The organism is Bacillus sp. FSL R5-0659 (assembly GCF_038008785.1).
GTDB classification, from domain to species: domain Bacteria; phylum Bacillota; class Bacilli; order Bacillales; family Bacillaceae; genus Bacillus; species Bacillus safensis.
On the sequence record NZ_JBBOZU010000001.1, the window covers coordinates 1059714 to 1074688 of the forward strand.

A 14975-nucleotide genomic window follows, 5' to 3' on the forward strand; every position below is an offset into this window, starting at 1 on the left:
ACAGTGTGATTTCTTCAATTTTCTACCTTCATTTCATCCAAATTTCTGCATAAAATGAGCGCTTTGAATTGAATAGAACAAATGAACCAGGAAAAATGATTTGTAATTTTTTTCAATGTCAATCCGTCTCATGCGTTCCATCTCCTTATGGCAGTAAGGTTTGTAAAAATTACTCGAAAATACTCATTAAAAAGAGAATATTGTATTCATATGCTTTTCGAATCATCTTTTTGAATACAATTGACTTTCCTATCTCACATCCTCTAGGCTAGTAAATGAAAATGATAATCTTTATCAATTGGAGGAGTGTTTTATTATGTCCATCAAAACCGTTTCTAAAAATCAGCAATTTTTAGAGCAGCAAAGTCAAAGAGAATCTAATGCAAGGTCTTACCCGAGACGGTTCCCATTAGCCATGCAAAAAGCCGAGGGCATGATCGTGACAGATGCGGATGGCAGAGAGTTTTATGACTGTCTAGCAGGCGCAGGAACACTTGCACTTGGCCACAATCATCCGGTTGTGATAGAAGCGATTGAACGTATGCTTCATGAAAAAAGGCCATTGCATACGTTGGACATAACCTCAGAAATTAAAGAAGAGTTTGTGAATGAAATTTTTTCTCACCTGCCAGAAGAGTTTGCAAAGAGAGCAAAAATTCAATTTTGTGGACCAACTGGCGGTGATGCCATAGAAGCTGCGATTAAATTAGTCAAGACTGCGACAGGAAATCGTTCCATTCTTTCTTTCCACGGTGCTTATCACGGTGCGACACATGGCACGATGTCATTAAGCGGGAATTTGTCTCCAAAGGAAAGAGTGCAAGGGTTAATCCCAGATGTGCATTTCATGCCTTATCCATATGAATATCGCTGCCCATTCGGAATTGGCGGGAAAGATTCACACCGCATTTCCAGCTCTTATATTGAGCGTGTATTAAATGATCCTGAAAGTGGTATTCTTCCGCCAGCAGGTATGATCTTTGAAGCAGTACAAGGTGAGGGAGGCTCAATTCCAGCATCTATTGAATGGATGCAAGAAATGAGAAGAATCACAAATGAAAAAGGCATTCCGCTCATCATCGATGAGGTTCAATCAGGCATTGGCCGAACAGGTAAGATGTTTGCTTTTGAACATGCAGGAATTGTGCCGGACGTCATTGTATTATCTAAAGCCATTGGTGGCAGTCTGCCGCTTTCAGTTGTGATTTATGATAAAGATTTGGATCAATGGAATCCAGGGGCACACATTGGCACATTTAGAGGAAATCAAATGGCAATGGCTGCAGGAACCGCTACGCTTAAATTTATAAAAGAAACGAATCTGCTTGATCATGTTGACCAGTTAGGGAATCGCATGCAGGCTCATCTAAAAGACATTCAAAAAAATGTACCTGCTATCGGTGATGTTCGAGGAAGAGGATTAATGATTGGTGCTGAAATAGTTAATCCAAATGAGAAGCAGGATGTGGATGGAAGTTATCCAGCAAATCCTGAGCTAGCCAGTCTCATTCAAAAGAATTGCTTCGATAAAGGCTTAATTGTAGAGACAGGAGGCCGTTTCGGCAGCGTCATTCGATTCTTACCGCCATTGATCATGACTGAAGAACAGCTTGAACAAGTTATTGCTATTTTCAAAGAGGCCGTTTACGATGCAATCAACTAAAGCTTCTGTGGATTCATTATTTATCAATCAAAGCCAGCTTGGAAAAGAGTCCTTCCAAGCGGCTCTTCATACATCTATCGACAGCTTACTGGACCAGTGGCAAAAAGACCAAGGCCCATACAGTGGAATATTGCCTGGGAAATTAGCGGCTAGTGTCGAATCATTATTTCAGTTTCAACCGTCTGGCGAATCAATTGAATCTGTCTTTCAAGATATAAAGCAGCACCTTTTGCCACATCTGGTTGATGTATCGCATCCTAAATGCTTGGCACATTTGCATTGCCCGCCGCTTATACCTGCGCTTGCCGCAGAGGTGATAGTAAGTTCATTTAACCAATCAATGGATTCCTTTGATCAAAGCGGTATTGCATCTTTGGTTGAGGAGGAAATTTTAAAGTGGCTATGTGCGAAGTTTTCTTATGGAAATTTAGCAGATGGGACATTTACGAGCGGTGGAACCCAATCTAACTACATGGGGCTGCTTCTTGCAAGAGATGCTTTTTGTGAGAACACATGGCAATGGAATGTTCAGCAGAAAGGCTTGCCGAGTGAGGCTCACCGTATGAGAATTCTTTGCTCTAAGAATGCTCACTTCACTGTGAAAAAATCTGCATCCCAGCTAGGCTTAGGGGAGCAGGCGGTTGTTCTGATAGAGACAGATGAGCATCACCGCATGGACCTCAACGATTTGAAGAAGAAACTAGTTGAGTTAAAGGAACAGGATCTCCTGCCTTTTGCGCTAGTGGCGACTTGCGGGACAACTGATTTTGGCAGTATTGACTCGGTTCGAGATGTGTATGACATCGTCAAACCATGCGGTCTGTGGATACACGCAGATGCTGCCTATGGTGGAGCGCTTGTATTAAGTGAAAACTACCGAGATAAATTAGATGGTGTTGAGCTGGCTGATTCCATCACGATCGACTTTCATAAACAATTTTATCAGCCGATCTCCTGCGGAGCATTTTTGCTGAAGGATAAAAGGCATTTCGGCTTGATCAATTATCATGCAGATTATCTTAATCCAAAAGAAGATGAACTGGATGGAATACTACATCTCGTCAATAAATCTGTCCAAACGACGCGCCGTTTTGATGCACTGAAATTGCTTCTTTCTCTTCGTCTGATTGGGGAGGAAGGGTTTGGTGACATGATTGACCATACCATTGATTTTGCGAAGGATGTGGCTGCGCTTATCGAGAGCAATGATCACCTTGAAGTGATCAATCCTGAGCCAGAAATCAATGCAGTAGTGTTTCGATTTAAGGGTGCGGATGACATCAATAAAATCATCCATCGAACGCTATTCACATCAGGAACTGCTGTCATTGCAAAAACAGTGGTGGATGGTCAAACATGCTTGAAATTCACTTTGTTAAATCCGAGAACGACAATTACACATATTGAGGAAATCCTTTCTGACATCGTTGATATCGGGATCGCTCATATTCAATCCGGGAGGGTACTACGTTGAGTCAATATAAACAAATGGCTGAAAATGCAACTATGCAAAGTTTTTTAAACTGTTTTTTACGTGAAACAGGAATCGATCGATCTGCAAAAAAAGAGACGAAAGCAGATGGTTCGCTTGTATTCGTGGCAAAACTAGCAAAGCAAGACCTTGAGCTTGTGATTCCGATCCGATACTTTTCATCTGTAGGCCGCCATCTCTTTGATTTTCCGATTCGCTTTCGTCCGAGTGGAAGCGAGCAAGAGGGGACGATCGTCGATTACACGACACTTGTTGCTTTATGTTCAAAGGAGCTTCTCATTGCATATGGCCGCACAGATGCAGAGGATGAATTCATGCTTCGCATCATTTTAAGCTGCAGAAATATTGAACGATTCTTAAGGGAGAGAGAAATTGATCGAGCTGCTTTATCTCAAGCTGATTTTGAGTACATCGAGGCTGAACAGTCACTTCTCCTTGGGCATTTAACACATCCAACACCAAAAAGCAGACAAGGGATGACAGAAGAGGAGGAAGCCGTCTATTCTCCTGAGCTGAAAGGGGCTTTCCAGCTTCATTACTTTAAAGCGCACCATTCGATTGTGCTTCAGGATTCATCTATTTCACAACCTGCGGCAAGTCTCATGTTAGAAGAGCTTTCGCGTCAAGTGCCAGAAGAAACAGAGAGACTGAATAGGTTAACAGAAAACGGAGAATATGTGTTCATTCCAATTCATCCGCTGCAAGTCAAAGTGGTCATGGAGAAGGCATTCGTGAAGCGTTATATAGAGGAGGGGAAACTGACTTATTTAGGACCGCTAGGGTCTGAATACACAGCGACCTCATCCTTTAGAACGGTCTATCAAAAGGATTCTGCTTACATGCTCAAATTCTCTGTTCCTGTGAAAATTACGAACTCGTTACGCATCAATAAACAAAAGGAACTGGATCGAGGAGTAGAGATGTCCCGCATCTTAAAAACAGAATTAGGCGTTTCTTTATATGAAAAATTCTCTGGATTCCGGGTCATTGAAGATCCTGCATATCTATCTATTCGAGGAGATGAAGCGGAATCTGGCTTTGAAGTGGTCATTCGTCAAAATCCATTCTTGCATCGTGAAAAAGGCGCAAGCTTAATTGCTGGGCTATGTCAGGATCATGCGTACGGAGGAAAATCAAGATTAGCAGGAATTATTCATAAACTTGCAGATGCAGAAGGTCGGTCAACAGAAGCGGTCAGCCAAGATTGGTTTAAACAATACTTAACCATTTCGTTAAAGCCGATGCTCTGGCTATTTGAAACGTATGGTCTTGCACTCGAGGCCCATCAGCAAAATGCTGTTGTGCAAATGAAGGATGGTTATCCAGACACCTTCTATTATCGTGACAATCAAGGCTACTATTATAGTGAATCAAAAAAAGATAAGCTCGCAAATCTAGTTCAAAACTTGAGCGTAAGAAGTGAAACCATTTGTGCGGATGATGTAGCCGTTGAGAGACTCCGTTATTATTTCTTCTTTAATCATTTATTTGGTCTCATTAATGGCTTTGGCACAGAAGGTCTAGCAAAGGAAGAAGACTTGCTGGCACTCGTGAGAGATACATTGCTTGCTCATGAGGAGATGTACGGAGCTTCTGATCTGACAAACAGCCTTCTCCGTTCAAAAGAACTTCCTTCAAAAGCGAATTTGCTGACACGATTTGAAGATATGGATGAGCTGACAGGGTCTCTGGAAACACAGTCTCGTTACACAGCTGTCTTGAATCCGCTCTTTTTACATAAGGAGGCGCTGATTGGATGAGGCATCGTATTAGGTTTATTCGTGCTGAATATGAAAGAGACGTCCAGCTTGTTCATAAGTGGATGCAAGAAGAGTATGTTCACCCATTTTGGCATTTGAATATTCCTTTTCCTGATTTTGAAAAGCATTTTTATCAGGCAATACATGATCCGCATCAAACCCTTTATTTAGGCACGATTGATGGGACGCCAATGAGTTATTTTGAGGCTTACAACGTGAAAGGGGATGTCATTGAATCCTACTATGAGCCTTCTCCGCATGATCAAGGCATTCACCTGTTAATAGGGGAGCCGGATTATGTGGGAAAAGGATTTGCTGCGCCGCTCCTTCAGGCAATGACAGCATTTCAATTTGAGCAGAACAAACGAACAGAAAAAATCGTCGCTGAGCCGGATATTCGCAATGAAAAAATGATTCATGTATTTGAAAAATGCGGCTTTGAACGTGTAAAACCAGTCACTTTACCGGATAAAACAGGTCTTTTGATGTTTTGTGATCGAGAACGATTCGAAAGGAAGTATAACCATGACGCGGTTCAACAAGCAAAATAATATAGTGGATGTAATTGGGATCGGCATTGGCCCGTTTAACCTTGGACTTGCCGCATTATCTGAAGAGGTAAATGAAATCGACGCTTTGTTTTTTGAAAGAAGTGAAGCCTTTCACTGGCACCCAGGGATGCTCATTGAAGGAACGACACTGCAAGTCCCATTTTTAGCGGACCTTGTCAGCATGGCAGATGTGAAAAGCAAATATAGCTTTCTCAACTATTTGCAGGAACAAAACCGTTTGTATTCATTTTACTTTCTAGAGGACTTCCATATCCCGCGCAAGGAATACAGTCATTATTGCCGCTGGGTCGCTGATCAGTTAGACTCTTGCCGATTTGGCATGAACGTCGAATCTGTCTCACTGATTGAAAAGGCAGGGGAAAAGCGGTATGAAGTGCATGTCCGTCATGTGAATGACCAAACTGTAGAGGTGTTTGAAAGCAAACATCTTGTCTTAGGAATTGGCACGCAGCCGGCGGTGCCAGCATCGCTCCAGCCAGCTTTAGGAGAGAAGGTTTTTCACTCAGCTGACTATTTAAAACGAAAGAAAGAAGGCTGTTTCAAAGGGAAATCTGTCACAGTTATCGGCTCTGGTCAAAGTGCAGCAGAAGTGTTTTATGACATTTTATCAGATGATGAAGCGAAGGATATTCACTGGTTCACACGGTCAAAAGGATTTTTCCCAATGGAATATTCAAACCTAGGGCTGGAGTATTTCTCCCCTGACTATATTGATTTCTTTTATGAGCTTCCGCAAACAAAAAAGGATGCGTTATTAAAACAGCAAGACTTGCTGTATAAAGGCATCAGTTCGGCGATGATTCGTGATATTTATCATTTGCTTTATGAACGTTCTGCCTGCGGAACGCAGCTGAACACAGTGCTTCAAGCCATGACGGAGGTCAACTTGATTGAGGAAACAGCGGGCGGATTATCACTTTCCTGCACGCAATGGGTCAAGGAAGAATCCTTTACGCATGAGACGGATATTGTTGTATTGGCGACTGGCTATCAATCCGTTCTGCCGCCATTTATCAACCCTATTTCTCACCACATTCAATGGGATGATCAAGGACGTTTCCAAGTGGAACGTGAATATCGTTTGAAAACAAATACGATGGGTGAAAATGATATTTTTGTACAAAATGCAGAGCTTCATACACATGGGGTCGGCGCTCCAGATTTGGGGCTGGGGGCTTATCGAAACAGTGTGATCATCAATGAACTTGCTCGTCAAACCGTGTATCCACTTTATCAAAAGCACGTCTTCCAGACATTTGGTACACACAAGAACGCACACACATTTGAAGAAATCAAAGGTTAAGGAGGATGAAGCGATGAGTGTACAAGACGAATTGAAAAAAGCGGTGAATCCTGCTGCTTGGAAAAAGGCAAACCAGAGAATGGTGGCAAAAATGCTGTCCGAATACATGTATGAGGACATGCTTCATCCTGTCGAGTTAGATCGTAAGGATGGCATTGCCCAGTATGAATTAATCATTCATGAACATAAGAAATATCGTTATCTGGCAAAACCTCGGTTGTTTGATAGTTTTGATACAATCGCTGAATCAATTGAGTACTGTCAGGATGGAAAGTGGTCAAAGGATGTCAGTGCCATTGTGTTTTTACTAGACATTCAGCCGATCATTCCAATGTCCTCTGACACAACAGGCCATCTTATCAAAGAGCTTCACCATACTTTGTTAGCCGATGTCCATTTGCTGTCGAAAAAAGCACTTCGTGCGGATGAGCTGACAGATACGGATTATGCATGGATTGAAGGAGAAATGACAGGCCATCCTTGGATTGTGTATAACAAAGGGCGTATAGGATTCAGCTACGATGATTACTTAGCCTATGCACCAGAACGTCAAGAATGTGTGCAGCTGTCTTGGATTGCTGTTCACAGGGAGCTTGCGACATTCCATGCAGTCGATCATGAAAACTATGAACAGGTAATCGCCAAAGAATTAGATGAAGTCACGATTCGTCAATTTCAACGTGTGTTAAAGGATGAAGGACTGAATGCAGCTGACTATTATATGATGCCTGTTCATCAGTGGCAATGGACGCATATGATTATTCAGCATTTTCCGGAAGATTTGGCCTTGCGCCGGATTGTGTATTTAGGAGAGGGGCTGGATCAATATATCCCGCAGCAGTCGATCAGAACCTTTACAAATATCTCAAATAAAGGCAAGCATCATATTAAACTGCCAATGAGTATTTTAAATACACTTGTGTACCGTGGACTCCCATCAGAACGTACGGTCATTGCCCCGCGCATTACAGCACATATTAAAGGGATTGCGGATCAAGACTCATTTTTATCTGATGTGTGCCGCGTCATTTTACCAGGTGAGAATGCAAGTATCAATGTCGATCATCCATACTACAGCAAACTGCCTGGTGCGCCGTATCAATATCTCGAGATGCTCGGTGTCATTTTTAGAGAAAGCATTTATACGTACTTAGAAGAAGGGGAAAGCCCTGTTACACTTGCGGCACTCACATATGAGGATCATGAAGGAGAGCCGTATATCAAGCAGCTGATTGAAAAATCAGGTCTCTCCGCAAAAGAATGGATGGCGAAGTTTTTCCATGTCGTGATGCCTCCGCTTTTGCACTTTATGTATCAATACGGCACAGTCTTTTCACCGCATGGTCAAAATACGATTCTTGTGTTAAAAAATCATCAGCCGCATCGTTTAGCGATCAAAGATTTCGTGGATGATGTGAATATAAGTGACCAGCCGCTGCCTGAATTAGCTTCACTAGAAGAAGATTTAAAAGAAGTGCTGCGCAGTGAGCCGCCAGAAGGTCTAGTACAATTTATCTTTACAGGATTATTTATTTGCAATCTGCGCTATGTATCCAACGTATTAGACAATCACGATCTGTTAGATGAAACGACTCTTTGGCGTTTGCTTGCTGATGAAATTCAGCAGTATCAAAATCAATTCCCACAGCTAAAAGACCGTTTTGAATTATTTGATCTATTCCAGCCGAAGCTGACAAAGCTTTGCTTAAATCGTAATCGAATGATTGATTATGGCTATGGAGATGGAGATGACCGCCCGCATGCATCAGAGCATGGGAAGGTCACAAATGCACTCGCTCATGTTCTTTCGTCAGTTGGAGAGAAGTAATAAAAAAGCTGTAGACATCAAGTGTCTACAGCTTGTTTGTTTTTTAAGAAAATGCTTGAGAGGCAAGGAAATAGAAAAGGGCGGGATCATTTAGTTTTTCTTTTCCGCGAATCATCATGAAATGGGCTACGTTTGTTTTCGTAAATCCTGCTTCAACAAGTGGTTCATGAAGGCGTTCAGCAGTTTCTTGCTGCATATCTAAACGAATTGCCCCTGAATAAGACGAGATGAGTGATTGGATGAGCGAGAGAGCGGTTTGTTCATCGTTTGCTGCAAGCGGCCCAATCATGAGATTAGCAGGGGTTTCGATGCCAAATGCAAAGCCAGTTGTTTCATGATGCTCATTCTGTGCGATCAGCCGGAACGATGCTCGATCCATTCGCTTTCTTATAAAGCTAGATCGATTGGTGCCTGCACCTTTTTCGTCAAGTGCTTCAATAGTCGGAAGGTCCGCTTCATCAGCAGGAGAAAGGTGAATCCCGCCTGACACACGAAAAGCCGATGGATTCGTGGTCTGTGCTTTGTATGTATGAATGTAGCCGGCCGTTTGAAATCCGATTTTTTTGTAAACGGGCTGTCCTTGTACAGTAGCGGTTAAAACGACAGGAACGCTTTGATTGCTCCGGCGAAGCAGGGTGTCAATCATTTTCCGTGCAAGGCCTAAGCCGCGATGCGTCTCAGATACAATCACAGCACCAATTGATGCTGCTTTTTCATATTGGAAAAGTCCCGCACATGAGATGACTTGTCCATCCGTTGTTGAAAAACCAGTAAAATATCCGTTTGTTAAAAGAGATGTAAGCTCATCCGCATTGTAATCAGGCCAGTCGACCTCTTTTGACAATGCGATAAGATCGGGTATGTCATCGAGTGTTAATGTTCGTTGTACAACGTTTTCCAATACACGCAACTCCTTCTTAGCTGATTTCATCTATATGTATCGTACCATAAGAAAGCATAAGAAAAAGGAAAAGGGAGATCCTTTTCCTCTCAGCGTGTATCAAAAAAGAACCCCCAATCACGGAGGTTCTAATCTTAATGAACATTAAAATATCGAGCTTCAGGGTGGGAGACGACGATCGCTGAAACAGATGCTTCAGGTTCCATCATGAATCCTTCTGTCAGGTGGATGCCGATTTTTTCAGGCTGAAGCAGCTTGAACAGCTTTTCTTGGTCCTCAAGATTTGGACACGCTGGATAACCAAAGGAATAGCGCTGCCCTTGATATTTCGCTTGAAATCGTTTTTCCATTGTAAAATCGACTGGGTCAGGGAAGCCCCATTTGTCACGAATCAATTGGTGGGTTCTTTCAGCTAATCCTTCTGCAAGCTCAAGTGCCAGAGCTTGGACAGCATGCATTTTTAAATAATCTCCTTCCTGCTTAAATTGCTGCGCGACTTCACGTATACGCGCGCCGGCTGTGACGGCGAATAAGGCAATATAATCTTTCTCGTTTTCATCACTTTTCCATACATAATCAGAAATGGAGCGGTACGGGAGCTTCTCCTGCCTTGGAAATTGGAACGTTTCAATGATGCGGTCAGGCTTTTCGGGTTCATAAATATGCAAATCATTTCCGTCTGAACCGGCAGGGAAGAATTGATACACAAATGCTGGCGCAAACCAGTTTTTCTCTCTGCCTTCGTTTAGAAGATCTGTGACAAGCTGTTTTAATTCCAATGCTTTTGGGTGCTGTTCAGCTAATAAGGTTTTGACCTTTCCCTTTAAGCCGAGATGATGACCAATGAGCATTTGTTCATTCACATAAGGCATAATATGATGCAAATCGATGTCCCTCACATAATGGCGTGCGGTATCTTCTGGCGTAAATACCGGTGCCTGAGGAAGGGCTGCGCGTTTTTCTAGTAATTCAATGACAGCTTTCGGCTGCTTTCCTTCTTTCTCCTTGAAAGGTGCCACTGGCTCCTCTTCGGGCTTCGTTTGAAATTGCAGTGGATTCGCTTTTAACTCATTAGCTAATGACAGACCGTCCATGGCATCTTTTGCATAAAGAACAGGTCCATCATAATGAGGCGAAATTTTCATTTTCGTAAATTTGCGAGAAAGGGCAGCACCGCCGACCAAAATAGGAACAGAAATATTGGCCTTTTGTAAATCCTGAGCGGTTAATACCATTTGCTGTGCGGACTTTACAAGTAAGCCTGATAATCCGATCATATCTGGTTTTTCCTTTTGCACAGCTTCAATCAATGTTTGAGGTGTCACCTTGATGCCGAGGTCGACTACTTGAAAGCCGTTATTGCTCAAAATGATGTCGACAAGGTTTTTTCCGATATCATGGACGTCTCCTTTTACGGTTGCAAGAAGAATCTTTCCTTTCCCGCTCGCATGTTGCTTTTCCATATATTGCTCAAGGAAAGAAACAGATGCTTTCATGACCTCTGCCGATTGAAGCACCTCGGCGACAATCAGTTCGTTTTGATTAAAAAGACGACCAACCTCAGCCATTCCCTGCATTAACGGACCATTGATAATATGAAGCGGCGATTCATATTGCTCCAAAGCAAGGGATAGATCATCGATGAGACCTTCTTTCGTTCCTTCGACGACGTAGAGCGCCAGCCTTTCATCAAGTGATAAGGAGACCTTTGGTTTTTTCTCCGTTTTCTTTTTGCCGCGGTAAAATTGGGTGAATTCAGCCAGTGTTTGGTCATTTGTTTCATAAAGTAAGGTTTCAGCTAGTTTGATTTCTTCCTTTGGAATGGATGCGAAGCGCTCAAGCTTTTCCGTATTCACGATGGCATAGTCAAGCCCTGCTTGCACGCAGTGATACAAATAGACGGCGTTTAAGATTTCTCTGCCAACAGGCGGAAGTCCGAAAGATACGTTGCTGATGCCTAAAATGGTGAGGCATTCAGGCAGGGTTTCCTTGATCATTTTAATGCCTTTGATCGTTTCTTCAGCGGCGCCAATATATTGCTCGTCTCCAGTGCCTACGGGAAAGACAAGCGGATCAAAAATAATGTCACTTGCAGGAATTCTATATTTCTTCGTTAACAAATCATGCGAACGTATAGCAATTTCAAGCTTTCGTTCTGCTGTCACAGCCATTCCTATTTCATCAATTGTGCCAACAACAAGTGCACCGCCATATAGCTTCACAAGAGGTAGAATCTCTTCAAAACGTTCCACGCCATCCTCAAGATTAATAGAATTGATGATGGCTTTCCCTTGAGAATAGGTGAGTGCCTTTTCAATCACGTGTTTATCCGTTGAATCAATGACAAAAGGAGCTTTCACCTTTTTCATGGCTTCTTGTAAAAAGCCTTCCATGTCTGCTGCCTCATCACGGTCTGGATCAGCCAGACACACATCAACGACGTGAGCGCCATTTTTCACCTGAGCACGAGCAATTTCTGCTGCTTCTTCAAACTTTTGTTCCGCAATGAGCCGTTTGAATTTGCGAGAACCAATGACATTGGTCCGTTCACCTACAAAAAGAGGACGCATTGAATCCTCATAAATAAGGGGCTCAATTCCTGATACGGTATGCTGCGGTGATTCGCGAGTGATATGACGCGGCTGAATCGTGCGTACTTCATCTGACAATGCTTGAATATGTGCAGGTGTCGTTCCGCAACAGCCGCCGACAATATTTAACCAGCCTTCCTTAGCAAAGGCGGCAATTTTTTTAGCAAGAGAAGCAGGGGATTCATGATATTGGCCTTCTTCATCTGGGAGACCAGCATTCGGATAGCAGCTCACCGCTGACTTTGCGATGGAGGAGAGCGTGCGGATGTGGTCTGTCATAAATTCTGGACCAGTCGCACAGTTCAGGCCCACACTGATGGGTTTCATATGCTCAAGAGAGATATAAAAGGCTTCGATATCCTGACCAGCAAGGGTGGTGCCCATCGGTTCAATCGTTCCTGATACCATGAGTGGTAATTGAATGCCCGTCTGCTGAAAGGCTTCCTGAATTCCTTTGAATCCAGCTTTTACATTCAGCATGTCTTGGCTTGTTTCTAAAAGAAGGGCATCACACTTTCCGTCAATTAGAGCGCGGGCCTGTTCTTCATAGTTTCTGACGAGCTCACTGAAGGTTGTGCCGCCTGTTACAGATAATGTTTTCGTTGTTGGGCCCATTGCGCCTACAACAAAACGTGGCTTATCCGGTGTGGAGAAACGGTCTGCTTCAGCCTTTGCCAGCTGTGCAGCTCGAACATTGAGTTCATAGGCAAGGTGGCCAAGCCCATATTCATCAAGGACGAGCTTTGTCGCGCCGAACGTATTTGTTTCAATGAGATCGGCACTTGCTTCGAGGTATTCCCTATGGATCGCACGGATGATGTGAGGGGCTGTCACATTCAAATACTCGTTACAGCCCTCATACTCTTCTCCGCCAAAGTCCTCTGCTGTCAGGTTGGCGTTTTGAATCATTGTGCCCATTGCACCATCAAGGACGAGGATGCGTTTTTTGAGCTGTTCAGTGATAGTTGACATGGACGTTAGACTCCTTTTCTTTCTGATGGATGTAGGTGGTCAGTTCTGCTGTTAAATCTGATCGAAGGAAAGGAGTAATTAAATAAATGCCATTAAACAATTCGCAGGCTGTATCTAATAAAGAGCGGGCAATCGCTAAACCTTCTGCTCGCTGCTTTTCTTTATCCTCGCCAGCCTTAGCCATAATGTCACGAATAGAATCAGATAATTTGATGCCGGGAATTTCGTGATGAATAAACTCTGCATTTCGGCTGCTTGTTAACGGCATAATGCCGATGTAAATCGGTTTATCCAAGTGGCGGCTTTCCTCATGAATTTTCACAAGCTGTTCCTCAGAATAAACAGGCTGTGAAATAAAATAATCAGCACCATATTCGATTTTTTTCTCAAGACGTTTGACTGCTTTATCAATATGACGCACATTTGGGTTAAACGCGCCAGCCACTGAAAAATTGGTCTTTTTGCCAAGAGGCTTTCCTGAGAAAGAAAGGCCTTCATTAAATTGTTTGATGAGACGAATCAAATCAAAGGAGGTTAAATCATAGACAGATGTTGCACCTGGGAAGTCTCCAATTTTAGATGGATCGCCTGTGATCGCTAAAATATCGGTTAATCCAAGGGTGTCGAGCCCCATTAAATGGGATTGTAGCCCAATCAAATTACGGTCGCGGCATGTGATATGAACAAGAGAACGCATATCAAGCTGCTGCTTTAATAATGCGCCGCAAGCGACATTGCTAATGCGCGGAGTCGCAAGAGAATTATCGGCTAATGTTAACGCATCAATGCCAGCATTTTTTAATTCATTTGCAGCGACGAGAAATCTTTCGAAGTTCAGCTTCTTCGGTGGATCGAGCTCTACGATAATCGATCGTTTTTTCACAGCCAGCTCATCAAGACCTGGTTCAGTGCGCTGATCTTGGATGGAAATGATTTCTTCTTTTAACACTTTCACTTCTTTTTCAGTGATAGGTGCTAAACCTTTGACCGCTTCAGCCATTGCGCTAATATGCTGAGGTGTTGTTCCACAGCAGCCTCCGATAATGCGTGCGCCCTGATTTCTAAATTCAAGTGCACTTTTTCGGAAATAATCGTTATCTGTATCATAGACGAGTCTGCCTTCTTCAAGAGAGGGGAGACTGCTGTTAGGATAGACAGATAAATGCGAATTTTCTAAAAGTGGAACGCCTTCGAGTGCCTGAATCATGTGATAAGGGCCCAGCCTGCAGTTGATGCCGACAACATCTGCACCAAGAGATGATAACTCAGATAAACCACCCTTCAGCGGGGTACCATCCTGCAAAACGCCTTGTTCATGCATAGAGACATTCATGACAATCGGGAGAGTCGTTTCTTTGCGAGCAATTTGGAGAACAGCCTTTGCTTCTTCTATGTCATAATACGTTTCAAGCAATAATCCGTCAGGCTCTTCATTTAATAGGATGTACAGCTGCTCTCTAAAGCTTCGTTTGATTTCTTCTATAGAGTAGGCATTTTTGTTAAACGTTCGAATGCCGCCAATTGTTCCGAGTACATAGGCAGAGCCAGCGGCTGCTTTTGCAATTTGTACCGCTTTTGTATTGATGCGTTTCGTTTCTTCCTCTAAGCCGTAGCGGGACAGTTTAATATAATTCGCACCGTATGTGTTCGTTTGGATGATGTCAGCGCCTGCCTGCACATATGCTTCGTGCACGCGTTTCACTTCATCCTCTTTCGATAAATTTAATTCTTCAAAACAGCGGTCAATGCCGTAAGAGTATAAAAGTGTTCCCATCGCTCCGTCAGCTATTAGTACACGGTTTTGTAAGTCTTGTAATAGGCCCATTGTATTCCTCCTTATTTCTATGTAACAAAAAAAGCCTTCTGATAAGAAGAAGACTTTTTGGCTGTATC

General features: G+C 43.1%; 9 protein-coding genes. 6 read left to right on the forward strand and 3 right to left on the reverse strand.

Annotated elements, in window-relative coordinates:
* The first annotated feature begins 316 nt into the window (after positions 1–316).
* The 6 genes from NSQ72_RS05270 to NSQ72_RS05295 are packed head-to-tail and all read left to right on the forward strand — an operon-like array spanning position 317 to position 8618.
* A complete protein-coding gene (locus NSQ72_RS05270; protein WP_039177704.1) occupies positions 317–1663 on the forward strand; it encodes an aspartate aminotransferase family protein in 1347 nt (448 codons plus the stop codon).
* Positions 1650–3137, forward strand: coding sequence for a pyridoxal phosphate-dependent decarboxylase family protein (locus NSQ72_RS05275; protein WP_341083488.1), 1488 nt, complete (start codon positions 1650–1652; stop codon positions 3135–3137). The genes NSQ72_RS05270 and NSQ72_RS05275 overlap by 14 nt, the downstream gene beginning before the upstream one ends.
* Positions 3134–4915: an IucA/IucC family protein gene (locus NSQ72_RS05280; protein ID WP_126682032.1), complete on the forward strand. Its 1782-nt coding sequence runs from the start codon at positions 3134–3136 to the stop codon at positions 4913–4915. The genes NSQ72_RS05275 and NSQ72_RS05280 overlap by 4 nt, the downstream gene beginning before the upstream one ends.
* Positions 4912–5466, forward strand: a complete 555-nt coding sequence (locus NSQ72_RS05285; RefSeq protein WP_039177712.1) for a GNAT family N-acetyltransferase — start codon at positions 4912–4914, stop codon at positions 5464–5466. The genes NSQ72_RS05280 and NSQ72_RS05285 overlap by 4 nt, the downstream gene beginning before the upstream one ends.
* Positions 5441–6790, forward strand: coding sequence for a lysine N(6)-hydroxylase/L-ornithine N(5)-oxygenase family protein (locus NSQ72_RS05290; protein WP_064498280.1), 1350 nt, complete (start codon positions 5441–5443; stop codon positions 6788–6790). Before NSQ72_RS05285 ends, NSQ72_RS05290 begins: the two co-directional genes overlap by 26 nt.
* 13 nt (positions 6791–6803) lie before the next feature.
* On the forward strand, positions 6804–8618 hold the full coding sequence (locus NSQ72_RS05295; protein WP_144491068.1) for an IucA/IucC family protein: 1815 nt from the start codon (positions 6804–6806) through the stop codon (positions 8616–8618).
* 43 nt (positions 8619–8661) lie between these two features.
* On the opposite strand, the gene NSQ72_RS05300 is transcribed toward NSQ72_RS05295, so the two are convergent.
* The 3 genes from NSQ72_RS05300 to NSQ72_RS05310 all read right to left on the reverse strand — a co-directional run bounded on the left by NSQ72_RS05300 (position 8662) and on the right by NSQ72_RS05310 (position 14907).
* Positions 8662–9519 (reverse strand): GNAT family N-acetyltransferase, encoded by an 858-nt coding sequence (locus NSQ72_RS05300; protein WP_341083492.1) that lies wholly within the window; start codon positions 9517–9519, stop codon positions 8662–8664.
* 134 nt (positions 9520–9653) lie between these two features.
* Entirely contained in the window at positions 9654–13082 is a 3429-nt protein-coding gene (gene metH, locus NSQ72_RS05305) for a methionine synthase (RefSeq protein ID WP_341083493.1), read from the reverse strand.
* Positions 13066–14907 carry a bifunctional homocysteine S-methyltransferase/methylenetetrahydrofolate reductase gene (locus NSQ72_RS05310; RefSeq protein WP_341083494.1) on the reverse strand — a complete coding sequence of 614 codons (1842 nt, stop codon included), beginning with the start codon at positions 14905–14907 and terminating at the stop codon, positions 13066–13068. Before NSQ72_RS05310 ends, metH begins: the two co-directional genes overlap by 17 nt.
* Positions 14908–14975: the final 68 nt, after the last annotated feature.

What these genes read in the sequence shown, in the direction of transcription:
- NSQ72_RS05295 (WP_144491068.1), top strand. Translation starts at nt 6,804, where the DNA reads ATGAGTGTACAAGACGAATTGAAAAAAGCGGTGAATCCTGCTGCTTGG.
- NSQ72_RS05285 (WP_039177712.1), top strand. Translation starts at nt 4,912, where the DNA reads ATGAGGCATCGTATTAGGTTTATTCGTGCTGAATATGAAAGAGACGTC.
- NSQ72_RS05290 (WP_064498280.1), top strand. Translation starts at nt 5,441, where the DNA reads ATGACGCGGTTCAACAAGCAAAATAATATAGTGGATGTAATTGGGATC.
- NSQ72_RS05310 (WP_341083494.1), bottom strand. Translation starts at nt 14,907, where the DNA reads ATGGGCCTATTACAAGACTTACAAAACCGTGTACTAATAGCTGACGGA.
- NSQ72_RS05275 (WP_341083488.1), top strand. Translation starts at nt 1,650, where the DNA reads ATGCAATCAACTAAAGCTTCTGTGGATTCATTATTTATCAATCAAAGC.
- NSQ72_RS05270 (WP_039177704.1), top strand. Translation starts at nt 317, where the DNA reads ATGTCCATCAAAACCGTTTCTAAAAATCAGCAATTTTTAGAGCAGCAA.
- metH (WP_341083493.1), bottom strand. Translation starts at nt 13,082, where the DNA reads ATGTCAACTATCACTGAACAGCTCAAAAAACGCATCCTCGTCCTTGAT.